We start from the raw sequence: 26,406 nt of genomic DNA on the forward strand, positions 1-26,406 counted from the left end.
ATCATGTTGAAACAGATTCGAAATTATAAGCTTCCGTATATTATCTATAACTTTTTCAATAAAAAGAAGCTGAAACATAACATTCCCTTATACAAAAAGTACGGGATCAATAAAAATTATTTTTCCAGTATTTCCAGCAAAGATTTTGCGCATCTTCCTCAAGATGAGAGAACAGTAGATTATAATAAACTTATAGAAACCAATTTCTATAAAAATCTTTCCGAAGAAAACCAAAACAGCGTAAAAAGTTTTGATGATAAAGGCTATTTAATTTTAAGAAATTATTTAACAAGCGAAACTGCAGATAAAATCAATGCAGAAATTGATAAATTAATGGCTGACGGAACCATTAAATTCCGATATGGAGGAAAGTTGATGTTTGTCATTCATCATTCTGAAATCATTAAAAATATTGGGAATAATAAAGATTTGCTGGAATTTCTTTCTATATTAATTGACGGACAGGCAAAACTTTTCCAAAGTATCAATTTCATCAATGGAAGTCAGCAGAAGACGCATTCCGATAGTATTCACATGACGACTTATCCATTAGGCGGACTTCTAGGCGTTTGGATTGCTTTAGAAGACGTGGATGAAAATAATGGTGCACTACATTACATTCCTGAAAGTCATAAACTTCCATATTTTTTGAATTCCGAATACGATAATGAAGGGGATGCAGTAAGAATTGGCAAGAAAAGTTATAAAGCTTATGAAGAATTTTTAGAAGAAAAAGTAAAAGAATTAGGCTTGAAGAAAGAAGTTTTCCGAGCAAAAAAGGGGGATTTGCTCATTTGGCATGCAAATATTCTTCACGGAGGAGAACCGCATTTGGATAAGTCGAGAACAAGAAAAAGCCTGGTATATCATTATTTTGATGAAAACAGTGTTTGCTATCATGAAGTAACACAGCGACCTGCACTTTTTGAATTATAAAAAAAATTAATTTAAAATATCTTAAAAGACTGTGATTTTTTCACGGTCTTTGTCTTTTGCTTGAATATTTTTTAGCTTGCTATAAAGTAGAAAAAATCTATCAATTAAAATTCTGAAAATGATAGCAGAATAGCCAAATAATTAGTAATTTTGCTACCTCAAATTATGACAAGTTTTTCAGGATACTTACCATATGCTTTTGCATTGATTATCGCGATACCTTTCTTGGTTTTGCTAAGGCAGTTTGTATTTACTTACATCAAGCTTAAAGAACAGGAAATAAGACTTTTAACCGTAAAATCGAATTCAGGAAACAAAGCGCAGTCTTACGAAAGAATGACTTTGTTTTTAGAGAGATTGAAACCCGCGAATCTTATCCAGAGATTTGACAAAGGTTTAGCTCCTCACGAATTTATTTTTCTGACAGAAAAGACCATCAATGAAGAGTTTGAATACAATTCTTCTCAACAGCTTTATGTAACAAAAGGTTCGTGGAATAATATTGTTGATTCTAAAAATGCTGTGATAGATTTGCTTCATAAAACTTACGAAGGATTGCACGGAAACGCAAATCTTGACGAGTTTAAAACTGTTTTCATCATGAACTATATGAACAGCGAAGATTATATTTCGGCAACAATAGAAGATTTAAGACGAGAAATTTTAATAATAGCTTAACTATAAAAAAATAAAAATTTAAATAATGATTCCAAATTTTAAAGCACATCCATGGCACGGAATTTCTGCAGGTGAAGATGCGCCAAATATTGTAAATGTTTTCGTGGAAATCGTTCCTTCAGACACAATTAAATACGAAGTAGATAAAGAAACGGGTTTTTTAATGGTTGACAGACCTCAGAAGTTTTCAAACATTATTCCTGCGCTATATGGTTTTGTTCCAAGAACTTACTGCGATACAGAAGTAATGAATTTAGCGATCGAAAGAGGTGCTACAGACGTTACAATGGGAGATCACGATCCACTTGATATCTGTGTTTTGAGTTCTCACAACATTCATTCTGGTGGTTTATTGATGAAAGCTATTCCAATCGGAGGTTTCAAAATGATCGATGGAGGTGAAGCAGATGATAAAATCGTTGCAGTAATGATTGGCGACCACGCATTCGGACATTTCAGAGATATTTCAGAATTACCTGAAGCTGAAGTGAAACGATTAATGCACTATTTCTTAACATACAAAAACTTACCGGATGAGCCTGCAAAATGCAGAATCCAGGAAGTTTACGGTGCAGAACACGCTAAAAAAGTGATCAAAGCATCTCAGGATGACTATTCAAACAAATACGGAGGATAATATTCTCTTTATTAAAAGATAAGATTTAAAGGATAAATGAATTTTCGTTTATCCTTTTTTTATTTTTAAGAATAATTTAAAATTATCTTCACTTAAACATATTAAGCTCTCAAACTTTTGTCAAAAAAGAGAAAAGTTAGCAGGATATTTTCATTAATTGAATTGATTTTAGTCTAAAATAGATATATATTTTCAAATAAAAGATCCAATCTTCTGCGCAAGTCCTTGCAAATCTGTGATTAAAGAATAAAAATTTAAATCCCAAATCATTTTCCGCTTAAGCGTTTAACTTCTAATTTTTAAATAGTTATAATATTTTTCAGTGAAATCGAAAGAATTATTTATTATATTTAATAATCTATACCAAAAAATATTAAACTATGAACTTATTCGTTTTAGTACCAATTTTCGGAGTGATAGCTTTACTGTACACTTTTATTCAAAGTAACTGGATAAGTAAGCAAAACGCCGGAAATGAAAAAATGAAAATAATCAGTGGACATATCGCTGACGGTGCCATGGCTTTTTTAAAAGCGGAGTACAAGATTTTGACTTATTTCGTAATTATTGTCGCAGTTTTATTAGCAGTAATGGGGATGAGCAATGCCAACTCACATTGGAGTATCGGGATTGCTTTTGCAGTAGGAGCTGTATTTTCAGCATTAGCCGGATTTATCGGAATGAAAATTGCGACCAAAGCGAATGTAAGAACAGCAGAAGCTGCAAAAACCTCACTTTCAAAGGCGCTTAAAGTTTCTTTCACAGGAGGTTCTGTAATGGGAATGGGAGTTGCGGGATTGGCGGTTTTAGGATTAGGAACTTTATTTTTAATTATAAAGCAAATTTTCGCGCCCGAAGCAACAGTTGATTCTCACGAAATGGAAAAAACGATCGAGATATTAACCGGGTTTTCGTTGGGAGCAGAATCCATCGCACTTTTCGCAAGAGTGGGAGGAGGAATTTACACAAAAGCAGCCGACGTCGGTGCAGATTTAGTAGGAAAAGTAGAAGCCGGAATTCCGGAAGATGATCCTAGAAACCCTGCTACAATCGCAGATAATGTTGGAGATAACGTTGGAGACGTTGCCGGAATGGGAGCGGATTTATTCGGTTCTTATGTCGCGACAGTTTTAGCAACAATGGTTTTAGGGAGAGAAACCATATCCGAAGATTCTTTTGGAGGTTTCGCACCTATTCTTCTACCCATGCTTATTGCAGGAACAGGGATTATTTTCTCAATTATAGGAACTTTATTTGTAAGAATTAACGACAATGAAGATTCATCTACATCGAGTGTCCAGAATGCATTAAATCTCGGAAATTGGGGAAGTATTGTTATCACGGCAATCGCTTCTTATTTTCTGGTAACATACATATTGCCCGATAAAATGATCTTGAGAGGTCAGGAATTCTCTAAAATGGGCGTTTTCGGGGCAATTATGGTAGGACTGGTTGTGGGTACTTTAATGAGTATCATTACAGAATATTATACAGCAATGGGTAAAAGACCTGTTAAAAGTATTGTAAGACAATCTTCAACAGGGCATGCGACCAACATTATCGGCGGACTTTCAGTCGGGATGGAATCTACTTTATTACCCATCATCGTTTTAGCGGGAGGAATTTATGGTTCTTACCTTTGCGCAGGACTTTACGGTGTAGCAATTGCAGCAGCGGGAATGATGGCAACAACAGCCATGCAATTAGCGATCGACGCTTTCGGACCCATCGCAGATAATGCTGGAGGAATCGCTGAAATGAGTGAATTACCGAAAGAAGTTCGTGAAAAAACAGATATTTTAGATGCAGTAGGAAATACAACGGCAGCAACAGGAAAAGGTTTTGCCATTGCTTCTGCAGCTTTGACGGCTTTAGCTTTATTTGCAGCCTTCGTAGGAATTGCAGGAATCGACGGAATAGATATCTACAGAGCCGATGTATTAGCCGGATTATTTGTTGGCGGAATGATTCCGTTTATCTTTTCATCATTGGCGATCACGGCAGTTGGACAGGCTGCAATGGCAATGGTAGAGGAAGTTCGCAGACAGTTCCGTGAAATTCCGGGGATTTTGGAAGGAAAAGCACAGCCCGAATACGAAAAATGTGTGGCAATTTCTACAGACGCTTCAATCAGAAAAATGATGCTTCCTGGTGCAATTGCGATTATTTCACCACTTTTGATCGGATTTATTTTTGGTCCAGAAGTTTTGGGAGGTTTCCTTGCTGGAGCAACTGTGAGCGGAGTTTTAATGGGAATGTTCCAGAACAATGCAGGCGGTGCTTGGGATAATGCTAAAAAGTCTTTTGAAAAGGGAGTTGATATCAACGGGCAGACTTATTACAAAGGTTCAGAACCGCACAAAGCATCTGTAACAGGTGATACGGTTGGAGATCCGTTCAAAGATACTTCTGGTCCTTCGATGAATATTTTAATTAAATTAATGTCCATTGTTTCCCTTGTTATTGCTCCGACTTTAGCGACTTTACATAAAGATAAAATTGAAGCAAACAGAAAAGCAAAACTGGAAAATCTAATGGGGAAAACAGATGTTTCTGTCATTCCGGGCGCTCCAGCTGTCGCTATTGTTCCGACAGAAATAAAAGGTCATCTGAATGAAGACGGAGATTTTGTGTACGAAACAGGAAATATTGAAGAAATTCAATTAAAAGGAGGAAAGAAAATTAAAATTGGGGAAGGAAGTCAGTTGTATCAAATGTATAATCTCATTAAAAATAAAGATCAGGCAGTTTTAGATCCTAATAAATGGTTTACCATAGAAAATCTTTATTTTGAAACGGGTTCAAGCGATTTGAAAGCCGGATCGGAAGTACAATTATTAAATTTAGTCGAAATTTTAAATGCTTATCCTGATTTAAAAGTAAAATTGGGCGGTTATACAGACAATACGGGTAATGAAGAAAGCAATCAAAAACTTTCAAATCTAAGAGCACAGACTGCAAAACTTAAATTGCTTGAACTGGGAATTGCCGGCGACAGAGTGGAAGCAGAAGGATACGGTTCTCAGTATCCCGTTTGTGAAGCGAATGATACCGATGAATGTAAAGCTAAAAACAGAAGAATAGACGTAAGAATTCTTTCTTTATAATTAATCAAATCGAAATCATATTTAAAGCCATTGCAATTGCGGTGGCTTTTTTGTTTTTTTATGAAAAATCAAATCAGTAAAAGAATATATCGTTATTTTATCAATCACAAAAGCCTTACAGATTCCTTTTTAAATATTCCAATGCATTTATAATCAGATCATCATTTTTAGCAAAACTAAAACGCACATAATCAGAGTTTTTCTTGGAATTGTAAAATGCAGATAGAGGCAAACAAGCTACTTTTTTCTCGACAGTCAGCCATTTTGAAAATTCTACATCGGTCATTGTTTTAGAAATATTTCTGAAATTAGCAATCTGAAAAACAGCTCCTTCCGCTTTTTGATCAACTTCAAAAGGTGTTTCTTTAATTAAATCATAAAAAAGATCACGTTTTTTCTGCATCAAAATTTGATTTTTCGAAGGATCAAAAACCTCCAAATATTTTGCAATCGCGTATTGGCAAGGAGCATTTGCACTATAAGAAATATATTGCTGATGACAACGGAATTTTGCAGTTAAATCCTGTGGTGTCAAAATATATCCAACTTTCCAACCTGTTGAATGGAACATTTTCCCAAAAGAGAATATACAGAAGGTTCTTTTCTTTAATTCAGGATGTAAAAATGAACTGTAATGTTCGAGATCATCATAACAATAACTGTCATAAATTTCCTCTGAAATCAAATAAATTTCACGGTTTTTAATCAATTCATATAACTGATTCCAATCATTTTTAGACCAGATTTTTCCTGTCGGGTTTTGAGGAGAATTTACAATAATTGCTTTTGTTTTTTCAGAAATACAATTTTGAAAATTTTCCCAATTTATTGCAAAATCATTATCAAGATCATAATAAACGGGTATTCCTCCGTTCATCACAATCGAAGGTCCATAAGTGTAGTAGGAAGGTTGAATAATAATAACTTCATCTCCTTGATTTAAAATAGATTTAAGCGAAGTATATAAAGCAAAGGTTGCACAAGGAATGATTGTTACTTCATTTTCGTGAAGCAGAATGCTATTTTTTCTTTTAAAATTAAATTTAACTATATTTTCTATCAGCAATGGATTTCCCGCAAGTGGCTCATAATTATGGGTATTAAGATCTGAAGCTTCCTTTAGATATTCCCTTAAACGTTCATCAATATCAAAATCAGGCAATCCCAATGAAAGGTCGAAACTGTTATGTTTCGATGAAAGTTCAGACATTTCTGTAAAAAATGTGTAATGATTAAATCCGTAAATATTTTCCATCCCAATTGCAGTTATTTCAAATATAATAAAAATTACAGTTCATTAGAGATTAAATAAATTTTGTTATTTTTAAGCAAATTATTTTATAATGAGAAAACTATTGATTCCGCTATTTTCTGTGGCAGTATTGGTAAGCTGTGGAACGGCAAAAACTTCAAGTGATTCGGCATCGAAAGCAACTTCGTCTGTATACAAAGGTGATAAGGCGTTTCTTGCTGCATATAAGGAGATTAAAGCAGATGACTTAAAGAAAAACTTATATGTGATCGCATCTGATGAAATGGGAGGAAGAGACACAGGAAGTCCAGGTCAGAAAAAGGCGGGAGAATACATGATTAATTATTATAAAAATTTAGGAATAGGTTATCCAAAGGTGCTTGGATCATACTATCAGAAGGTTCCTGCAGATTTTATGAAAAAAAGAGGCGGTGGAAATCTTCCTGATTCTGAGAACATTTTAGCTTTTATTGAAGGAAGTGAAAAACCAGAGGAAATCGTTGTGGTTTCAGGACATTACGATCACGTTGGAACGCAAAATGGAGTTGTTTACAACGGTGCGGACGATGATGGAAGCGGAACAGTTGCGGTGATGGAAATTGCAAAAGCTTTTCAAGCGGCTAAAAAAGCTGGAAATGGTCCGAAAAGATCAATACTTTTCCTTCACGTAACTGGTGAGGAACACGGTTTATTCGGTTCAGAATTTTATACAGACAATCCGGTTTTCCCATTGGCAAATACGGTTGTTGATTTGAATATCGACATGATCGGTCGCGACGATCCTGAAAACAGGGGTAAACAATATGTTTATGTGATTGGCTCTGAAATGTTAAGCTCTCAATTGAAAGTAATTAACGAAGCTGCCAACAAAAGAACAAATAATTTAGAGCTAAATTACAAATACGACGATCCAAATGATCCTCAGAGATTGTATTACAGATCAGATCATTACAATTTTGCAAAGAATAATATTCCTGTTGCATTTTTCTTTGACGGAATCCACGAAGATTATCATAAACCGACAGACGATGTAGAAAAAATCGACTATAAACTGCTTGAAAAAAGAACTCAATTGGTGTTCGCAACAGCTTGGGATATTGCCAATAGAGCGGAAAGAATTGTAGTTGATAAAAAATAAATTCAACAAAAAAATTTTAAGAAAAAGGCAAATTTGTGTTGAACGATTTTGCCTTTTTTTATTTTTAACAGATTAAAATAATTATCAGAAAACCAGTCATATGAAACAAAATATTAAATCTATCCGTCCATTCATCGGATCTGAAAACTTTGAAATCAGCAGAAATTTTTATAAAGATTTCGGCTTCGAAGAAATTATTTTAGAACCCAAACTTTCCCTTTTCAGATGGAACGAAGTAGGGTTTTATCTTCAGGATGCTTTCGTAAAAGATTGGATTGATAACACCATGATTTTCATTGAAGTAGAAAATACTGATAAATTTTTTCAGGAACTTTCAAGTTTAAATCTTACCGAAAAATATGAGGGAGCAAAAGTAACCCCCGTCAGAACAATGGATTGGGGAAAAGAATGTTTCGTACACGATCCTGCTGGAATTCTGTGGCATTTCGGAGAATTTTTTTAATAAATAATCAAACTCAAACAACAATCAACCATCATCATCAACAAAATCTATCAACCCAAAATATGATTTACGCATTCGACACCTACTATTTTGATGACTACGCCAACACAATTTGCATTGCCTTTGAAGATTGGACATCTGAAATAGAGACGGAGACTTTCTCTGAAAAAACAACAATCACTTCCGATTACGAGAGTGGAGCTTTCTACAAACGAGAACTGCCATGTATTTTGAGTTTATTAAAACAAATCAATTTAAAAGAAAATGATATCATCATTGTCGATGGTTATGTAACGCTCGATAACGATGGTAAAATTGGTCTTGGAGGCTATCTTTATGAGGCTTTAGACAAAAAATATCCTATTGTCGGAATCGCAAAAAATGGTTTCGCATCCCCAGATTTTCAAAGGAGAGAAGTGCTTCGAGGAGAAAGTAAAACACCTTTATTTGTAACGTCAAAAGGCATCAATGTTGATGAAATTAAACCAAAAATTGAACAAATGCATGGAAATTTTAGAATTCCGACTTTGTTTAAAAAATTAGATCAATTGACGAGAATTTAACATAATAAATTAAATTTTATAAGAATTACTAAACAAATATTAATTTTTATTAAAATTTAAATAAACTGAGAAAAATCACTTGTAGATTTAAAATAAATTAGTTTTTTATAAATGTTTCGATTTTACATTATTTTCAAAAAAATTACCAAAACACTTGCTTAATAAAAAAAAAGCTATACATTTGTCACGTTATAATTAACAAAATGCAAATAAAATTCAACGCTATTATTACTGTCATTATTGTCATTATCGGGTTCGGTGATGAGCGGTGGTATTGTTGAAAAATATTAAAAATATAAATATTGATTTACGACCATCCTCATCCGGGGATGGTTTTTTTATGGCTAAAATTTAAAACTATAAAATAAAAATATGTATTACAACGAGGAGAGTTTACTCTATTTTGACGGAGAATTTTTAAAAGCCTCAAAGGCTTCTACAGACCTTTACGGACAATCACTTCATTACGGTTATGCTGTATTTGAGGGTATTAAATCATACCGAACAGCTCAAGGAACAAAGATTTTTAAAGCAGAAGAACATTATGACAGACTAAGAAAATCTGCAGAATTGATGATGATGCCTTTCAATTATTCTACACAGGAGATGATTGATATTACGTACAAATTATTAGAAATGAGCAATTTAACTAATGCTTATATAAGACCTTTGGTTATTTGTTCACCAAATATGTCACTTTCTAAAGGACAAAAAAGCTCACTGGTAATCGAAGCATGGAATTGGGATAATGGTTATATGGCAAATAAAATGCGAGTGATGACTTCTTCGTTTGAACGTCCAAATCCAAAGGCTTTCAGGATAGAAGCGAAAGTGAGCGGACATTATGTAAACTCAATCTTGGCTTGTCAGGAAGCTAAAGATAAAGGTTTTGATGAAGCTTTATTGCTAGATTCTAATGGAAATGTCGCCGAAAGCTCCGGAGCAAATGTTTTCTTCGAAAAAGATTCAAAGTTTTACACACCAAAAAAAGGTAACATTTTGCCAGGGATCACAAGAGCGACTGTTTTTGAGATATTAGTTCAGTTAGGGATTTGGTTTGAAGAAAAAGACTTTACTCCTGAAGAAATGAGAGAAGCTGATGCCGCATTTTTCTGCGGAACGGCAGCCGAAGTTGTAGCTCTGGAATCGCTTGATAATGTTAAGTTTAAACTAAATTGGGAAGATAGTTTATCAGCAATCGTTCAGAAAGCATATAGACATTTGGTGATTGGAGAAGATTATTCATACTTGAAAAACCAAATGCAATATGTGTAATGTACTTAACAAATATTCGAAAACGTTAACACAGGATCCTACGCAGCCTGCAACTCAGGCAATGTTTTACGGAATTGGTTTTAAGAAAGAAGATTTTGATAAAGCTCAGATTGGCGTAGCGAGTATGGGGTATGATGGAAACACCTGCAATATGCACCTGAACGGACTTTCTGAGATTGTAAAAAAAGGTGTTAATAGTCAGAATTTGGTTGGTCTAATGTTTCACACCATCGGAATCAGCGACGGAATGACCAACGGAACAGACGGAATGCGGTATTCTTTGGTAAGTCGTGACATCATTGCAGATAGTATTGAAGCGGTTTGTGCCGGACAATATTACGATGGATTGATTACAGTTCCGGGTTGTGACAAAAATATGCCGGGTTCTGTAATGGCAATGGCGAGATTGAATCGTCCTTCAATCATGGTTTATGGCGGAAGCATCGAAGCTGGTCATTACAAAGGAAATGATTTGAATATCGTTTCGGCTTTTGAAGCGTTAGGAAATAAAATTGCCGGAAAACTTTCAGACGAAGATTATGATGGAATCATCAAAAATTCCTGTCCAAGCGCAGGAGCCTGTGGCGGAATGTACACTGCTAATACAATGGCATCAGCAATTGAAGCTTTGGGGATGAGTTTGCCCTATTCATCGTCTTATCCTGCTTTGAGTGAAGAGAAAAAAGAAGAGTGCGAATACGCAGGACATTACATCAGAATTCTTCTCGAAAAAGATATAAAGCCTTCTGATATTATGACGCCAAAAGCGTTTGAAAATGCTTTGAGAATGATTATGGTGTTGGGCGGAAGTACGAATGCTGTACTCCATTTTATCGCAATCGCGAAAAGTATCGGTCATAATTTGACGCTTGATGATTTCCAGAAAGTAAGTGATACAACACCTTTATTGGCAGATTTAAAACCAAGCGGAAAATATCTGATGAAGGATCTTCATAAAGTGGGTGGTGTTCCGGCTGTGATGAAATATTTGTTAGATGAAGGCTTAATTCATGGGGGTTGTTTAACAGTAACAGGAAAAACCGTAGCAGAAAATCTTGAAAATATTACCTCAATTATCGATAGAGAGCAAGATATTATCCGAAAAATTGATAATCCGATTAAAGAAACTGGACATATCAGAATTATGTATGGAAATCTTGCAGAAAGAGGTTGTGTAGCGAAAATTACAGGAAAAGAAGGAAGTTTTTTTAAAGGAAAAGCGAGAGTTTTTGATGGTGAAAAACAGTTCATCAAAGGAATTGAAGATAAAATTATTCAGGAAGGCGATGTAGTCGTAATAAAAAATGAAGGGCCAAAAGGCGCGCCGGGAATGCCGGAAATGTTGAAGCCAACTTCAGCATTAATGGGTTCAGGATTAGGAAAGAACGTGGCTTTGATTACAGACGGAAGATTTTCCGGAGGAACTCACGGTTTTGTGGTTGGGCATATCACACCTGAAGCCTTTGATGGCGGATTGATTGGGTTGGTTGAAAATAATGACATTATCGAAATCGATGCTGAAAAAAATACCATTAATCTGATGATTTCTGAGGAAGAATTAAATAAAAGAAAATCAGGCTTTCAACAACCTGATTATAAAGTAAAAAGTGGCGTTTTATACAAATATGCCAAGCTGGTTTCTGATGCTTCAAATGGCTGTATAACAGATTTTTAAAATCAAAAAAATGGAATTATCATTAAATAAATTAGAAGAAAGTAAAACTTCAGCTTCTAAAAAATTAAAAGGAGCAGAAGTAATTCTCGAAATCTTAAAAGCCGAAAATATAGACACCGTTTTTGGATATCCGGGAGGGGCTGTGATCCCTGTTTATGATGCTTTGTATGATTATAAAGATTCAATTCAGCATATTCTGGTAAGACATGAGCAAGGAGCAATTCATGCTGCACAGGGATTTTCGAGGTCTTCGGATAAAGTAGGAGTTGCGATTGCGACAAGTGGTCCCGGAGCTACGAATCTGGTGACCGGACTTGCCGATGCGATGATTGACAGTACGCCTGTGGTTTGTATTACGGGGCAGGTGTATGCTTCGTTGTTGGGCTCCGATGCTTTTCAGGAGGTCGATGTTGTAAATATTACGGCTCCCGTTACCAAGTGGAATTGCCAGATTACGGATGCAGAAGATATTCCAAAGGCTTTAGCTAAAGCATTTTACATCGCAAAATCGGGTAGGCCAGGTCCTGTTTTAGTAGATATTACCAAAAATGCACAGCTTCAGGAAATTGATTTTGAAAGTTATGAAAAGTGCACAAGTATAAGATCTTATGTTCCAAAGCCTAAAGTAAAACATGAATATTTAGAAAAGGCAGCTTATATCATTAGCGGAGCTAAAAAACCTTTTCTTCTTTTCGGTCAGGGAGTAATTCTTGGAAATGCAGAAAATGAATTGAAAAATTTCATTGAAAAGACAGGAATTCCTGCTGCAGCAACCGCTTTAGGTTTGGGAGCTTTATCTACCAATCATCCTTTGTATGTCGGAATGTTGGGAATGCACGGTCATTATGCTCCAAACAAATTAACCAACGATTGTGATGTTTTAATTGCTGTTGGAATGCGTTTCGATGATCGTGTAACAGGACGTTTGGATCAATATGCGAAACAGGCGAAAGTGGTTCATTTGGATATCGATTTAGCTGAGATTGATAAAAATGTAAAAGCAGATGTCCCGGTTTTAGGAGATTGTAAAGAAACACTTCCGTTGTTATTGAATTTATTGAATGACAATCAACATGAAGAATGGCTAAATCAATTTAAACAACTTCAAAATGAAGAAAATCAGGAAGTTATTGAGAAAGAATTGAATCCGACTTCCGAAGAATTAACGATGGGAGAAGTTTTAAAATGCTTAAATGAAATAACCAACGGAGATTATATTATTTGTACGGATGTTGGTCAGCATCAGATGATTTCTTGTCGGTATGCCCAGTTTAAGGGTTCCAAAAGAAATGTGACTTCCGGAGGTTTGGGAACAATGGGATTTGGTTTGCCTTCCGCGATGGGAGCAAAAATGGCAAATCCTGAAAAACATGTAATCTGTATTGCCGGAGACGGTGGTTTTCAGATGAATATTCAGGAATTGGGAACGATTTCCCAGTTTAGTATCGGAGTTAAAATGATTGTTTTGAATAATTCATTTTTAGGGATGGTGCGCCAGTGGCAGGAGCTTTTCCATGACCGACGTTATTCGTTTGTAGACATCACAAGTCCTGACTTTCCAGCAGTAGCGAGGGCGTATGGAATTAATGGTAAACATGTTCAGCAAAGAGAAGAATTAAAATCTTCATTAAAAGAAATGCTTGAAACGGCAGGAGCTTATCTCTTGGAAGTAAAAGTAGGTAAAGAAAACAATGTATTTCCGATGGTTCCGCAGGGATGCAGCATTAGCGAAATTCGTTTAAAATAAAGTAGTTATAATGAATAAACAAGAATATACTATAAGTGTTTTCACCGAAAATCAGGTGGGATTACTGACCAAAATAGCAATCGTTTTTTCAAGACGTGGAGTAAATATCGAGAGTTTAAATGTTTCGCCAACAGAAATTGACAGTATTTCAAGGTTTACCATCGTAGTGAAAGAAAGCTACGAATTAGTAAGAAAAATTTCAAGACAAATTCAAAAAATGATTGATGTCATTAAGGTGTATTACAATACCGATGAAGAAATTGTCTGGCAGGAAATGGCTTTGTTTAAAATTGAAACGGATATCGTCTCCGAAAAATTTTATGTGGAAAGAATTCTTCGTCAATACGGTGCGACAATCGTTTGTGTCCGGAAAGATTACACAGTTTTCAGTATCGTTGGTCATTACGAAGAAATCGACAATTTCTTGAAAGTGATCGAACCCCATGGTTTAATGGAATTCATCCGAAGCGGAAGAGTTGCAATCATCAAGGAAAACTATGGTTTTCATCAAAAGCTCAATTCATTTGAAATGAGTCATCAGTAAAATTTAAATTAAAAAACAAAATAAAAAGAAGTTTAAACTTCAAAAATATAACAATCAAATTATAAAAATTATGGCATTAATTAATTTTGCAGGAGTTGAAGAGCAAGTAGTAACAAGAGAAGAATTTCCGGTAGAAAAGGCTCAGGAAGTATTACAAAATGAAACGGTTGCGGTTTTAGGATACGGAATTCAGGGACCTGGGCAGGCTTTAAATCTTAAAGACAACGGAATCAACGTGATTGTTGGGCAAAGAAAAAATTCTAAAAGTTGGGATAAAGCAGTTGAAGACGGGTTTGTTCCGGGAGAAACTTTGTTCGAGCTAGAAGAAGCTGCAGACAGAGGTACAATTCTTTGCTATCTTTTGAGTGATGCCGCACAAATCGAGTTTTGGCCGACATTGCAAAAATATTTAACACCCGGAAAAACACTTTATTTTTCACATGGTTTTGGGGTCACTTATAATCATCAGACAAGCATTGTTCCTCCAAAAGATGTTGATGTAGTGTTGGTTGCGCCAAAAGGTTCAGGAACATCTTTGAGAAGACTTTTTGTTGAAGGTAAAGGCTTGAACAGCAGTTTTGCGATTCATCAGGATGCAACAGGAAATGCCAAAGATAAAGTTGTGGCATTAGGAATTGCAGTCGGAAGCGGATATTTATTTGAAACCAACTTTAAGAAAGAGGTTTATAGTGATTTAGTCGGGGAAAGAGGAACATTGATGGGTGCAATTCAGGGGATTTTTGCTGCTCAGTTTGAAGTGTTGAGAGCAAAAGGACATTCACCGTCGGAAGCTTTTAACGAAACTGTGGAGGAATTAACACAATCTTTGATGCCTTTGGTTGCAGAAAACGGAATGGACTGGATGTATGCAAACTGCTCTACAACCGCGCAGAGAGGAGCCTTGGATTGGTGGAAAAAATTCTATGAAGCGACAAAACCTGTTTTCGAAGAATTGTATGAAAGTGTAGAACAGGGACACGAATCTCAAAAATCGATCTCCAGCAACAGCAAAGCAGATTATAGAGAAAAACTGAATGCTGAATTGGACGAATTGAAAAACAGTGAATTATGGCAAGCCGGAAAAGCCGTAAGAGCACTTCGTCCGGACAGAACCTTTGAATATGAAAACTAATACCTTATGTTACCCATCTTTAGATTTAATTAAAAAAGCTCAGGAAACGCTTAAAAATATTATTGAAAATACGCCATTACAGCAAAGTTTACGACTTTCAAAGAAATATTCAGCGAATATTTTTCTGAAAAGAGAAGATATGCAGCCTGTACGTTCTTACAAAATAAGAGGGGCTTACAATAAAATTTATAGTCTTTACAAAGAAAATAAAATCCAAAACGGAATTGTTTGTGCAAGTGCAGGAAATCATGCTCAGGGAGTGGCTTTTGCATGTAATAAACTTCAAATACACGGAACGATTTTCATGCCGGTGACGACGCCGAAACAGAAGTTGGAACAGGTCGCCATGTTTGGAGAAAATTTTGTTGAAATCAAACTTTTCGCAGATACTTTTGATGCTTCCAAAAATGCAGCGATTGAATTTTCTGAAAACTCGGGAGCGGAGTTTATCCATCCTTTTGATGATGTTCAGATTATTGAAGGGCAGGCAACTTTGGCAATGGAAATTTTAAACCAAACCGACAAAAAAATAGACTATATTTTTGTTCCTGTCGGTGGAGGCGGATTGTTAGCGGGAATCGTAAGTGTATTTTCAAAACTGTCTCCTGAAACCAAAATTATTGCTGTTGAACCGAAAGGTGCAGCTTCGATGAAACAATCAGTGGAAAATGGAGTTAATACAAAATTAGATTCCATAGATTCTTTTGTAGATGGAGCTGCCGTACAAAGAGTGGGAGATTTGACTTTTGATATTTGTAGAAATAATATTTACAAATGTGTTCCTGTGGATGAAGGAAAAGTCTGCGAAACTTTGCTGGAAGTTTACAATAAAGATGCGATGGTTTTGGAGCCTGCAGGAGCTTTATCGATCGCTGCTTTAGATTTGTTTGATGAAAATCTTTCAGGGAAAAATATTGTATGTATCGTAAGCGGAAGCAATAATGACATCACAAGAACTGAAGAAATCAAGGAAAGAGCGATGCTTTATAAAGGTTTGAAACATTATTTTGTAGTTAAATTTCCGCAACGACCTGGTTCGCTTAAAGAGTTTGTTTTAAATGTTTTAAGTGAAACCGACGATATCACTTTCTTTGAATATACCAAGAAAAATTCGCGAGAAACATCTTCGGCAATTGTTGGAATTGAATTGGCTTTGCCGGAACATTTCAATGGATTAATGGAAAGAATGAGAAATCTAGGATATTTTGAGTTTTATCTCAATGATTCACAGGATATTATGAATATTATTGTTTAATGATAAAAGCTACTTTCAACGGTAGCTTTTGTCTTTTTAAATCTCAACGTTTAGATAAATTTTTATAAAAGTGATAAAAGTCATTTGACTATTATTTTTATTAATTCTAAATAAATATAAATTTGTGTCAATAAAAGTTAATCATATAACATCATTTCATAAAAACACATATCTAATCATATCCATATCAATTTTTGTTTTTTCTAACCGGCAAACCACAATTTGTCGGTTTTATTTTATAATGCTACAAGTCTACAATCCACTTGCTAAAATCAACATCGGGAGGTAGATCAAACTTTTTCTTTAATCTATATTTTTTCATTTCGATAGCTCGGAGAGTTGTATTTTCGAATTGTAAAATTTCTTTATTGGTAAGCTTTAATCGCATATATGCTGCAAATTTTACATCATGTTCCGTAAGATCGTTATTTATGTTTTTAATTTTTTCGAAAAATTCAGGGTAAACTTCTTTAAACCTAGCCAAAAATAAAGGATCTCCACTTTTTGCAAGCTGCCTAACCTCATCGAATGCAACCTTCAGTTTCTTTTTTAATTCATCTGTCTCATGTGATTTTTCTGAAATAGTCTTATCCTTCAACAAATGTATCTTTTTGTAAGCTTTATGAACAAAATAAGTGATAATGCATGATATAATGATTAATATTCCGATTGAAATATAGAAAATGTTTCTATTTTTCTCACTTTCTTCATTTTTTTCAACGTCTATTTTTTCTAAGATGTGACGATATATTTTTCTTTCTTCAGTTTCGATATTCTCTCTAAGAAGAGTTTGTTTTTTTAAATAGATGGCTTCATTTTCTGCGTCATTCATTAAACCGTATGTCTTAGAAATGTGTTTATAAACATCAAGGCTGCTTTTCTTTCGCTTCATTTTCTCGTAAACAGAGAGAGCCTTTTGATAAAACTCAAGAGCCTTCGGATAATTTTTCTGCTGAATGTACAAATTTCCGTAAGAAGTAAAGAGTATTCCCTTTTCTTCGAAATGATTTGTGGGAAAAGAAATGCCTTTGTTTAGATAATATTCCGCGGAATCCAGATAAGACTTATTTTCAATAAAGTGATCTGCAATTTTGTTATAGACCAAAGGTTCTGTAGAAAAATATTTCAGCGCATTTTTTTTAATATAATTTACAGAATCCAGATTTTTCAATCGTTCAAAATTATCCCATTTCCAGATAGTTGCGAGAAAAAGAAGTTTCCTTTTATACTTTGAATCGGCGGTGGATTTTTGTGAATAATAAAGACTTCTATTAAGATTAATATTCGATTGCTGGGACAGATTAAGAGAAGAATAATTTGCTCCGTAGGAAAGATAATATCCAGCCAAAACCAACGGATCGTTTACTTCATTTATTCTTTTTTTAGCTTTATCCAAATAAATTAAGCTTTCATTAAAATCATTCTGTGAAAAGAAAAGACCGCTTATGTTTATATAAGTGGTTGTGATACCAAGAATATTATTTTCCTGCAAATATTTTTTTAATACTTGAGCATTAAAATCCAATGCGCCTTCCATATCTCCGACTTTTTTATATTCGCTTGTCGCATTTACTACATCGGTGTGTTCTTGCGAAAAAAGTAAAAGAGGAAATAGAATAAAAATTATTTTTAATAATTGCCTAATTAAGTGATTCATGGTATAATAATTTTAAGAAATGAAATTGTTTAAACTTTTTTAGGAGCTTAATCCCGCTTTCCACTATATCTTTTTTATTACAGCTTCCGCTTCGCTCCAGCCGCAACAAAAAAGGATGCCGTTGCAATCGGGGCTATGGTACTGTCGCCTATTTTAAGGATTAAGAAAAAATATTTACAAAGTCATTAACTCCGTCGAATCTGCGATTTCCGTAGAAACCTAAACCCGAATCTTTCCATATGCTTTCTAATACTATGCTTAGATCCTTTCACGATGACAAACTTTGAAAATAAAAAGTTTAAACAATTCTAATCATAAAATTAATGAATATATATCTTATAATTTGGTATTTAAGTTAAAATAAATTTCAATTATTATGAAAAATTAGAATATTTTTTAATAACTTAATTATAATTCTAAAATCCATTTGTTAAAATCAATATCTGACGAAAGATCAAATTTTTTTTTCAATCTGTATTTTTTCATTTCGATAGCGCGGAGAGTTGTATTTTCAAACTGTACAATATCTTTGTTGGTAAGATTTAGCCTAATGTACGCTGCAAATTTTATATCGTGTTCTGTAAGATCCGGATTTTTAGCCGTGAGTTTTTCGAAAAATTCGGGATAAACTTCTTTAAATCGAGCTAAAAATAAAGGATCTCTACTTTTAGCAAGCTGATTTATTTCATCAAATGCAGTATTCAGTTTCTTTTTCAGTTCATCTGTTTCGGTTTCTTTTTCTGAGATAATTTTATCTTTCAGCTTGTGCTTTTTAGCGTATGCTTTACTTACAAAGTAAATAATAACCCCTGAAATTGCTGCTAATATTGCAATTGCAATGAAAAAAAAATTTTTATTTTTTCCGTCTTCGGCTTCATTTTCACTAACGATTTTTTCTACAATATTGTTGTATGTTTTCCTTTCATCAATCTCAATTGAATCATGAAGAAGTGTATATTTTTTTAAATATTCATTTTCGTTTACCGAATCTCCCGACAGGTCATAAACGTGTGAGATGCATTTGTACGTTGATAATATACTTCTCTTTCTGTTCATTTTAGTGTAAACGTTCAGAACCTGATGATAATAATCCAATGCTTTTTTATAATCCTTTTTGGCAGTGTAAAGGTCACCGAAAGTATTTAGAACCATTGCTTTTTCTTCAATATGATGATTGTTTAGTAAAGGAAATGTTTTATTTAAATAATATTCTGCAGAATCCAAATCCTTTTTTTCTGAATAAAATTGTCTGCGATCATTTGATAAACAATGGGTTCTCTTTTGAAAAGTTTTAAACTTTTATTCTGTATCACATTTACGGAATCGGGAAGTTTCATACTTTTAAAATTTTGCCATTTCCATATATTTCCAAAAAAATAAACTTTTCTTTTCTATCTGCGTTAGAGGATTTTTTCGCGAAATAAATGGCTTTATTTAAGTTCTCATTAGATTCTCTGAATAATTTAAGAGAAGAATAATTTCTACCATATGCAAGATAAAATCTAGATTTTATCAATGGATCATCTACTTTTTCTACATATTTTTTAGCTTTTTCCAGATAGATTAGGCTTTCATTATAATCATTACGTGCGAAGAATAAACCTCCTATATTTATATATGCTGTAGCAATTCCTTTTGTATCATCTTTTTCTAAATATTTTTTTAGGTAACCTGAGTTTAGTTTAATGGCATTTTCTATATCGCCTGTTTCTCTGTGTTTATTGGTTATATCTATAAGATTATAATAATCCTGAGAAAAATAAAAAGAGGAAAACAGAACTAAAACGAATTGTAATAATTGCTTCATATAGAAGTTCATAGAGTGTGATTTCAATGGTTGGATAAAATTAGTGATTACAATGTAATAATCATATACTTATGAAAGAATTTTAATTATAGTTAACAAAAAATGCACATAATATTTCATACATGCATTTCGTTTTTGCGTTATTTATTTAATTTATAATTCTAAAATCCATTTATTAAAATCTGTTTCAGAAGCCAATCCCAATTTTTTCTTCAATCTGTATTTTTTCATTTCGATAGCGCGCAAAGTAATATTTTCGTATTGAATAATTTCTTTATTACTCAGATTAAGCTTCATATAAGCCGCAATTTTTATATCATGATCCGTAAGATTTGAATGATAGGTAACCAATTTTTCGTAAAACTCGGGATAAACTTCCTTAAAACGGATCAGAAAAAACGGATCTTTGGCTTTTGCCAATTGGCTTACCTCATCAATAGCTGTACTTACTTTCTTTTTTAGCTGTTCTGTTTCAAGAATTTGCTTTCTTTTGGAATATTTGTAAACAATATAGAAGGATAATATAATTAATATTAAAACACAAGAAACTATATTTAATAATCTCTTATTTTCGATATTTTTATCCTCCTCTTTATCTTTTATATACTTTTCCAGGACGTCGTTATACACTTTCTTTTCTCTAATAGTAATATTATCTTTAAGTGTAGTGTATTTTTCTAGATATTTTATTTCATTTTCTTTATCCTGAAGATATTTATATGTTTTTGAGAGAAGTTTGTAACAGTTGAAAACACCTATTTCATGTTTTATTTTAAGATAAATAGTAAGAGCTTCACTGTAGCATTCCAAAGCTTTTTCGTAATCGTTATTGGCTAAATGTAGATTTCCATAAGTGAGTAGAATTGGTGCTTTTATCAGGACATTATTATTTTTATTAAGCTTTATGGCTTTATTGATATAGTGCTCTGCTGAATCAAGATGCAAATTTTCGCTGATGTATCTACCTGCAATTTTATCATATAGTAAAGGCTCTTCAGGAAAAAGAGTCATACTTTTCTTTTGAAGATTCTGAACAGAATCTATAATATCCATCTTTCTGAAATTATCCCATTTCCCATGATAGCCCAGAAACATATATTGTTTTCTTTTCTCAGTATCATTAGATTTTTTTGCGTACTGAATAGATTTATTAAAATAAATATTAGACTGCTCAAATAATTCCAGCATGCTGTAGTTTCTTCCATAATTGAAATACAATCTTGAAAATATAATAGGATCTTTAAGATCATTCAGTTTTTTCTTTGCAAGATCTAAAAAATAAAGGCTTTTATTATGCTGATTTCTTGTACACAATATACCACCAATATTTGTATAGGCAGTAACAATGTATTCTGTATTATTATTTTCGTAGGCATTTTTTAACGACTTTATATTGTAGTTAATTGCCTTTTCAAGATCACCATTTTCCCTGAAGCTATCCGATGTTCTTATAAGCTCATCGTAATTCTGTGAATAAAAAGAAGAGCTTAAACAAAATATTAAAAAGAATAAGAGTCGCATTGCTTTTAAAGTAGAATTGAATATCATCTTGTTTAGTGTTTGTTTTAGAATTTTGCTTGATACTTCATCTATACTCAAAATTTATTATCTGATATATCTGAATACTATCTCTTACAAAATTATCATCATTTTCATGAATATTCTGTACTACAAATCTTTCACATGCTGAAAATGAGTTGTTTAAAGGTGTGATGCAGTAGGATTGATGTAGTTTTAAAAAGAAATTGTCGTTTTTTTTTTGTTCAAAAATTTAGAATTATTTTTAAAAATGTTTTATAAAGCATAGTAAAGTTTGAGATAAATTCTACAAAATTATTCCTATTCTTTTGATATCCTATGAAATGAAATTCCATTTTCATCAATCAATAGTATAAGTATATAAAATAAGCTAGCCGACACCTAACAGAAGCTTTCTGATTCTAAAATATTAATACTGCATCCAAAGTATAAAATGCTGGTTTTTAGGGGTGTATTTCCTGTAGAATGTTTGTCGTAATCTTCTATCACTTTTTATCATTTACATTTGCTTCAGGAATCTTACGAGAAGATAATATTCTTTAATAAGAATGCCATTTAATATTATCGTAATAAAAGTATTTTAAATTACCATTTGGTATAGAATAGAAGATCTTTAAATACTTTTATATTTTTAACCTTTTTTGGATAAGGGATTTCTTTTATAGCCCTTATTCTTTTTCAACTCTTTTTTAAGAGTTTTCCCAGTTGTGTTTTTGCCAAAGATGATAATCTTTGGCTTTTTTTAAATATATAAGTTTTTTTGAATAATAAATGCCTTTTCCTATTTAAAAATAACCAAAAATATACTCTAATTTCTCTCTCTCTATTTACAGCAACTTTACTGCAGTAGGTATTTTAATGTATTGTTTTTCAGGTGTTTGATAAAATGTGAAACAATTGTCGTAGTAAAATTTTTATACAACAGTTGTAGATTTGCAACAGAGATTTGAAAGAAGAAAGATTTATCAGATCTCTTGAAAAAAAATAATTTTTGTTTTTCAATTTACATATTAAAAAATTAGTTGAAGCAATTCTAAAAGAGTGATGAAAAAAAATTAGAAACCGGATGTTTCAAAACTTAAGAAGGTTTCACACGATGAAAAAAAATAGAATTAGATGATTTTGCCGAACACTGATTTTTTAGAAACAGAAAGAGAAGAAGTTCTTTATTATATAAATTCTGTTTCATTTTTTTAAAAGGTAGATACAAACGAAAAAAAAGTCATTATGTAGGGGATAATTTTTTTGTTTGTATGTGGCAGAGGAAAAGATATAAAATCCTAAGATCCTCTGCCACGTATCTTTTAATAGTAAAAAACAAAAGATATAAAATCAATATTCCCGATTTTATAAAACCAATTTTCAAAAACAACTTCTTGATTTTTAGTCGCTAATCGGAAGTTTTAGAACATACGATTCTAAAAACACACAAACTTAAAAGAAAAATTTAACAAAAAAATTAACAAAAATGAAAAAAAGATTACTGATCACAGGGATGCTCTCTGTAGCTTCACTAGCTTTTGCCCAAGTTGGGGTAAATACCCCACAAGCAGAGACAACATTTGATATTGTTGCCAAAGATTCTAAAGGTACATCTCAAGTTCCGGAAGGACTCTTGATTCCGAGAGTAGACCGTGAGAGAGCTCAGTCTATGGTTGGTGTGCCAATTTCTACATTAATTTATATAAATGATATTTCCACAGGATCTGCAGCCGGCATTGCTGCCAATGTAGATGAAGTTGGTTACTATTATTATAATGGTACAGTCTGGACAAAAATTTCAGAAGGATCATCAGACAACATACATGTTTATAATGCAGATGGCATTATTACTGCAAACCGTACAGTTACAATGCAGGATCGTAATTTTACATTCAACTCAGGAACAGGTAGCTTTAGCGTAAATGGTAATAATGATGGTATCACCCGCGCCAACTTTACCAACCAAAACACAGGAACTAGCAGCCGTTCGGATATTAATGTAGGAGCTTCCAATAGCAATATTTATTTAGGAGTGGATACAGGAAGCCAAATTTTCGGTGCAGGAAAAAAAGCGTATTTAGATAACCGTTCAGGGGGATCATTATTTATTGGTAATGATGGTAATGCACAAATTACAGTGGATAAATCGGGTAAAGTCGGTATAGGAACTACCACTCCTTCATTACAGCTTCATGTGGAAGGAAGCCAAATATTGAATGCGGCACGAAATGCTTCTATAACAAAGAATGCTCTTGATATTAACATTGGGCAAGATAGGTATGGCTATGGAAATCGGACAGATAATTATGGTATTAATATAAAATCATCTTCGAGTGTTCATCCGGGAAGTGTTGCACGTATTAACTTCGGAGATACGAGTACAGGAACGGCTAACGGAGAACGTTATCTGTCATTCAGTGTAGGAAGAAACCTTAATGAACTGATGTATCTTACAAGCGCCAACGATGGAAAGGTGGGGATTGGTACAGATGTTCCTACAGACAAGCTTCATGTAGCGGGTTCAGTAAAGATTGCAGATGGTACACAAGGGGCTAATAAAGTATTAACATCTGATGCCTCTGGAAAAGCATCTTGGAAAGATCTTCCTGCAACTTCGAATGTTTATAATGCAGATGGCATTATTACTGCAAACCGTACAGTTACAATGCAGGATCGTAATTTTACATTCAACTCAGGAACAGGTAGCTTTAGTGTAAATGGTAATAATGATGGTATTACCCGCGCCAACTTTACCAACCAAAACACAGGAACTAGCAGCCGTTCGGATATTAATGTAGGAGCTTCCAATAGCAATATTTATTTAGGAGTGGATACAGGAAGCCAAATTTTCGGTGCAGGAAAAAAAGCGTATTTAGATAACCGTTCAGGGGGATCATTATTTATTGGTAATGATGGTAATGCACAAATTACAGTGGATAAATCGGGTAAAATCGGTATTGGAACTCTATCACCTACAGATAAGCTTCATGTAGCGGGTTCAGTAAAGATTGCAGATGGTACACAAGGGGCTAATAAAGTATTAACATCTGATGCCTCTGGAAAAGCATCTTGGAAAGATCTTCCTGCAACTTCGAATGTTTATAATGCAGATGGCATTATTACTGCAAACCGTACAGTTACAATGCAGGATCGTAATTTTACATTCAACTCAGGAACAGGTAGCTTTAGTGTAAATGGTAATAATGATGGTATTACCCGCGCCAACTTTACCAACCAAAACACAGGAACTAGCAGCCGTTCGGATATTAATGTAGGAGCTTCCAATAGCAATATTTATTTAGGAGTGGATACAGGAAGCCAAATTTTCGGTGCAGGAAAAAAAGCGTATTTAGATAACCGTTCAGGGGGATCATTATTTATTGGTAATGATGGTAATGCACAAATTACAGTGGATAAATCGGGTAAAATCGGTATTGGAACTCTATCACCTACAGATAAGCTTCATGTAGCGGGTTCAGTAAAGATTGCAGATGGTACACAAGGGGCTAATAAAGTATTAACATCTGATGCCTCTGGAAAAGCATCTTGGAAAGATCTTCCTGCAACTTCGAATACGAATGTTTATAATTCTAACGGAACAATTACTTCCGATAGAGTCGTTAACATAGAAAATAAAGGTTTTGCATTTAACGGAACTAGGCATAATGGTTTTGCCGTAAATAAAGTTGGAGACAATGCTAGTTCTGTTTTATCAGCCGACCTGGAGAATGCAAGAGTGGGTATTGGTACACATTCTCCTACAGACAAGCTTCACGTAGCTGGTAAAGTAAGAATAGAAGATGGTACACAGGGAATAAATAGAGTGCTTACATCCGATGCAAACGGAGTAGCATCTTGGAAAACAAGTTCTGCCGTTACTCCTACAGTTTTAGGCTCTGTAAATCATGTAAAGAGATTCGTAAATGATTATTCACTTATTGGATCGTCTGTTACTTTAACTCCCGGAAGATGGCTTATTCACATTGGGCAGCTTGTTATCAATAAAACTGAAGCAACTCAAACAAACAACCTTTGGGTAAGAATGACATTGAGTAGTAGCTCATCTTCTTTAATATATTCAGGATTTAACTTTCTTGGTGCAAGATTGGTATCCGGATGGTTATCGCCAAGTATCTCACAAGATGATGGGGAAGGATTTTCATTTTTATCAGGGGTGATTCCTGTAAATGTTACAAGCAATATCACCTTATATACATGGTTTAGAGATAACTCTCGAACTTCTGGGACTCCTCCTACAGCACATGTGGGAAGTAATCAAGAGAATTATCTTTTTGCTACTCCTGTGAATTAGTAGTTTATTTTAATCAATTTATTCTTTAATGAAAATTTGAAGTGAGCAATAAATTATTGCTCACTTTTTTTGATCTTACTTAGAGGGTTTTATATCATTGCCAAACTTTCTGAAAATCTCGCGAGACAGGCTTATTCACATTGGGCAGCTTGTTATCAATAAAACTGAAGCAACTCAAACAAACAACCTTTGGGTAAGAATTACATTGAGTAGTAGCTCATCTTCTTTAGTATATTCAGGATTTAACTTTCTTAGTGCAAGCTTGGTATCCGGATGGTTATCGCCAAGTATAACACAAAGTGATGGGGAAGGATTTTCATTTTTATCAGGGGTGATTCCTGTAAATGTTACAAGCAATATCACCTTATATACATGGTTTAGAGATAACTCTCGAACTTCTGGACTCCTCCTACAGCACATGTGGGAAGTAATAAAGAGAATTATCTTTTTGCTACTCCTGTGAATTAGTAGTTTATTTTAATCAATTTATTCTTTAATGAAAATTTGAAGTGAGCAATAATTTATTGCTCACTTTTTTGATCTTACTTAGAGGGTTTTATATCATTGCCAAACTTTCTGAAAATCTCGCGAGACAGTTTTTGTTTCAAGCAAGAGATTTAAAGATTACGTGAGACTCTTTTTATGTCAAGCGATATTCTTTGAGTATTACGTGTGACAGTAAAAGAGTCAAAATGTCAGCTTTTTAT

At 33.8% G+C, this 26,406-nt stretch carries 19 protein-coding genes; 14 read left to right on the forward strand and 5 right to left on the reverse strand.

Translation table 11 applies throughout. The features are described from left to right. Positions 1 to 3 precede the first annotated feature (3 nt). From ACKX2A_RS00865 to ACKX2A_RS00880, 4 genes are all read left to right on the forward strand, one after another. The gene (locus ACKX2A_RS00865; RefSeq protein ID WP_415327135.1) at positions 4 to 936 is read left to right on the forward strand and encodes a phytanoyl-CoA dioxygenase family protein; all 933 of its coding nucleotides are present in this window, start codon (positions 4 to 6) and stop codon (positions 934 to 936) included. Positions 937 to 1,101: 165 nt separating this feature from the next. After that, the gene (locus ACKX2A_RS00870; protein WP_415327136.1) at positions 1,102 to 1,614 is read left to right on the forward strand and encodes a hypothetical protein; all 513 of its coding nucleotides are present in this window, start codon (positions 1,102 to 1,104) and stop codon (positions 1,612 to 1,614) included. Between the two features lie 25 nt (positions 1,615 to 1,639). Continuing rightward, on the forward strand, positions 1,640 to 2,251 hold the full coding sequence (locus tag ACKX2A_RS00875) for an inorganic pyrophosphatase (protein WP_415327137.1): 612 nt from the start codon (positions 1,640 to 1,642) through the stop codon (positions 2,249 to 2,251). Between the two features lie 380 nt (positions 2,252 to 2,631). Next, on the forward strand, positions 2,632 to 5,358 hold the full coding sequence (locus ACKX2A_RS00880; RefSeq protein WP_415327138.1) for a sodium-translocating pyrophosphatase: 2,727 nt from the start codon (positions 2,632 to 2,634) through the stop codon (positions 5,356 to 5,358). Between the two features lie 115 nt (positions 5,359 to 5,473). Here the strand turns inward: ACKX2A_RS00880 and ACKX2A_RS00885 are convergent, their stop codons facing one another. Then, positions 5,474 to 6,613, reverse strand: coding sequence for an aminotransferase class I/II-fold pyridoxal phosphate-dependent enzyme (locus tag ACKX2A_RS00885; protein WP_415327139.1), 1,140 nt, complete (start codon positions 6,611 to 6,613; stop codon positions 5,474 to 5,476). Positions 6,614 to 6,701: 88 nt separating this feature from the next. On the opposite strand from ACKX2A_RS00885, the gene ACKX2A_RS00890 reads away from it, so the two are divergent. From ACKX2A_RS00890 to ilvA, 9 genes are all read left to right on the forward strand, one after another. Then, positions 6,702 to 7,748 (forward strand): M28 family metallopeptidase, encoded by a 1,047-nt coding sequence (locus tag ACKX2A_RS00890; protein WP_415327140.1) that lies wholly within the window; start codon positions 6,702 to 6,704, stop codon positions 7,746 to 7,748. A gap of 100 nt (positions 7,749 to 7,848) precedes the next feature. Continuing rightward, on the forward strand, positions 7,849 to 8,211 hold the full coding sequence (locus tag ACKX2A_RS00895) for a glyoxalase (RefSeq protein ID WP_415327141.1): 363 nt from the start codon (positions 7,849 to 7,851) through the stop codon (positions 8,209 to 8,211). Positions 8,212 to 8,273: 62 nt separating this feature from the next. Beyond that, positions 8,274 to 8,774, forward strand: coding sequence for an endonuclease V (locus tag ACKX2A_RS00900; protein ID WP_415327142.1), 501 nt, complete (start codon positions 8,274 to 8,276; stop codon positions 8,772 to 8,774). Between the two features lie 372 nt (positions 8,775 to 9,146). Continuing rightward, positions 9,147 to 10,049 (forward strand): branched-chain-amino-acid transaminase, encoded by a 903-nt coding sequence (gene ilvE / locus ACKX2A_RS00905; RefSeq protein ID WP_415327143.1) that lies wholly within the window; start codon positions 9,147 to 9,149, stop codon positions 10,047 to 10,049. After that, entirely contained in the window at positions 10,042 to 11,724 is a 1,683-nt protein-coding gene (ilvD, locus tag ACKX2A_RS00910) for a dihydroxy-acid dehydratase (protein ID WP_415327144.1), read from the forward strand. Before ilvE ends, ilvD begins: the two co-directional genes overlap by 8 nt. A gap of 10 nt (positions 11,725 to 11,734) precedes the next feature. Continuing rightward, a complete protein-coding gene (ilvB, locus tag ACKX2A_RS00915; RefSeq protein WP_415327145.1) occupies positions 11,735 to 13,471 on the forward strand; it encodes a biosynthetic-type acetolactate synthase large subunit in 1,737 nt (578 codons plus the stop codon). Positions 13,472 to 13,481: 10 nt separating this feature from the next. Beyond that, on the forward strand, positions 13,482 to 14,015 hold the full coding sequence (gene ilvN / locus ACKX2A_RS00920; protein WP_415327146.1) for an acetolactate synthase small subunit: 534 nt from the start codon (positions 13,482 to 13,484) through the stop codon (positions 14,013 to 14,015). A 70-nt stretch (positions 14,016 to 14,085) separates the two neighbouring features. Continuing rightward, positions 14,086 to 15,147: a ketol-acid reductoisomerase gene (gene ilvC, locus ACKX2A_RS00925; RefSeq protein WP_415327147.1), complete on the forward strand. Its 1,062-nt coding sequence runs from the start codon at positions 14,086 to 14,088 to the stop codon at positions 15,145 to 15,147. Then, positions 15,137 to 16,402 (forward strand): threonine ammonia-lyase IlvA, encoded by a 1,266-nt coding sequence (ilvA, locus tag ACKX2A_RS00930; RefSeq protein ID WP_415327148.1) that lies wholly within the window; start codon positions 15,137 to 15,139, stop codon positions 16,400 to 16,402. The genes ilvC and ilvA overlap by 11 nt, the downstream gene beginning before the upstream one ends. Before the next feature lie 244 nt (positions 16,403 to 16,646). On the opposite strand, the gene ACKX2A_RS00935 is transcribed toward ilvA, so the two are convergent. From ACKX2A_RS00935 to ACKX2A_RS00950, 4 genes are all read right to left on the reverse strand, one after another. Beyond that, complete coding sequence (locus ACKX2A_RS00935; protein WP_415327149.1) at positions 16,647 to 18,059, reverse strand: tetratricopeptide repeat protein; 1,413 nt, start codon at positions 18,057 to 18,059, stop codon at positions 16,647 to 16,649. 408 nt (positions 18,060 to 18,467) lie between these two features. Continuing rightward, positions 18,468 to 19,283: a helix-turn-helix transcriptional regulator gene (locus ACKX2A_RS00940; protein ID WP_415327150.1), complete on the reverse strand. Its 816-nt coding sequence runs from the start codon at positions 19,281 to 19,283 to the stop codon at positions 18,468 to 18,470. A gap of 109 nt (positions 19,284 to 19,392) precedes the next feature. Next, positions 19,393 to 19,866, reverse strand: a complete 474-nt coding sequence (locus ACKX2A_RS00945; protein WP_415327151.1) for a tetratricopeptide repeat protein — start codon at positions 19,864 to 19,866, stop codon at positions 19,393 to 19,395. 153 nt (positions 19,867 to 20,019) lie between these two features. Next, positions 20,020 to 21,414 (reverse strand): tetratricopeptide repeat protein, encoded by a 1,395-nt coding sequence (locus ACKX2A_RS00950; protein WP_415327152.1) that lies wholly within the window; start codon positions 21,412 to 21,414, stop codon positions 20,020 to 20,022. A 1,459-nt stretch (positions 21,415 to 22,873) separates the two neighbouring features. Between ACKX2A_RS00950 and ACKX2A_RS00955 the strand changes: the two genes are divergently transcribed. Then, complete coding sequence (locus tag ACKX2A_RS00955) at positions 22,874 to 25,699, forward strand: beta strand repeat-containing protein (protein WP_415327153.1); 2,826 nt, start codon at positions 22,874 to 22,876, stop codon at positions 25,697 to 25,699. Positions 25,700 to 26,406: the final 707 nt, after the last annotated feature.

The sequence above is a fragment of the Chryseobacterium sp. MMS23-Vi53 genome, from assembly GCF_047651245.1.
Classification (GTDB): Bacteria; Bacteroidota; Bacteroidia; order Flavobacteriales; family Weeksellaceae; genus Chryseobacterium.

What these genes read in the sequence shown, in the direction of transcription:
- ACKX2A_RS00865 (WP_415327135.1), top strand. Translation starts at nt 4, where the DNA reads ATGTTGAAACAGATTCGAAATTATAAGCTTCCGTATATTATCTATAAC.
- ACKX2A_RS00870 (WP_415327136.1), top strand. Translation starts at nt 1,102, where the DNA reads ATGACAAGTTTTTCAGGATACTTACCATATGCTTTTGCATTGATTATC.
- ACKX2A_RS00875 (WP_415327137.1), top strand. Translation starts at nt 1,640, where the DNA reads ATGATTCCAAATTTTAAAGCACATCCATGGCACGGAATTTCTGCAGGT.
- ACKX2A_RS00880 (WP_415327138.1), top strand. Translation starts at nt 2,632, where the DNA reads ATGAACTTATTCGTTTTAGTACCAATTTTCGGAGTGATAGCTTTACTG.
- ACKX2A_RS00885 (WP_415327139.1), bottom strand. Translation starts at nt 6,613, where the DNA reads ATGGAAAATATTTACGGATTTAATCATTACACATTTTTTACAGAAATG.
- ACKX2A_RS00890 (WP_415327140.1), top strand. Translation starts at nt 6,702, where the DNA reads ATGAGAAAACTATTGATTCCGCTATTTTCTGTGGCAGTATTGGTAAGC.
- ACKX2A_RS00895 (WP_415327141.1), top strand. Translation starts at nt 7,849, where the DNA reads ATGAAACAAAATATTAAATCTATCCGTCCATTCATCGGATCTGAAAAC.
- ACKX2A_RS00900 (WP_415327142.1), top strand. Translation starts at nt 8,274, where the DNA reads ATGATTTACGCATTCGACACCTACTATTTTGATGACTACGCCAACACA.
- ilvE (WP_415327143.1), top strand. Translation starts at nt 9,147, where the DNA reads ATGTATTACAACGAGGAGAGTTTACTCTATTTTGACGGAGAATTTTTA.
- ilvD (WP_415327144.1), top strand. Translation starts at nt 10,042, where the DNA reads ATGTGTAATGTACTTAACAAATATTCGAAAACGTTAACACAGGATCCT.
- ilvB (WP_415327145.1), top strand. Translation starts at nt 11,735, where the DNA reads ATGGAATTATCATTAAATAAATTAGAAGAAAGTAAAACTTCAGCTTCT.
- ilvN (WP_415327146.1), top strand. Translation starts at nt 13,482, where the DNA reads ATGAATAAACAAGAATATACTATAAGTGTTTTCACCGAAAATCAGGTG.
- ilvC (WP_415327147.1), top strand. Translation starts at nt 14,086, where the DNA reads ATGGCATTAATTAATTTTGCAGGAGTTGAAGAGCAAGTAGTAACAAGA.
- ilvA (WP_415327148.1), top strand. Translation starts at nt 15,137, where the DNA reads ATGAAAACTAATACCTTATGTTACCCATCTTTAGATTTAATTAAAAAA.
- ACKX2A_RS00935 (WP_415327149.1), bottom strand. Translation starts at nt 18,059, where the DNA reads ATGAATCACTTAATTAGGCAATTATTAAAAATAATTTTTATTCTATTT.
- ACKX2A_RS00945 (WP_415327151.1), bottom strand. Translation starts at nt 19,866, where the DNA reads ATGAAGCAATTATTACAATTCGTTTTAGTTCTGTTTTCCTCTTTTTAT.
- ACKX2A_RS00950 (WP_415327152.1), bottom strand. Translation starts at nt 21,414, where the DNA reads ATGATATTCAATTCTACTTTAAAAGCAATGCGACTCTTATTCTTTTTA.
- ACKX2A_RS00955 (WP_415327153.1), top strand. Translation starts at nt 22,874, where the DNA reads ATGAAAAAAAGATTACTGATCACAGGGATGCTCTCTGTAGCTTCACTA.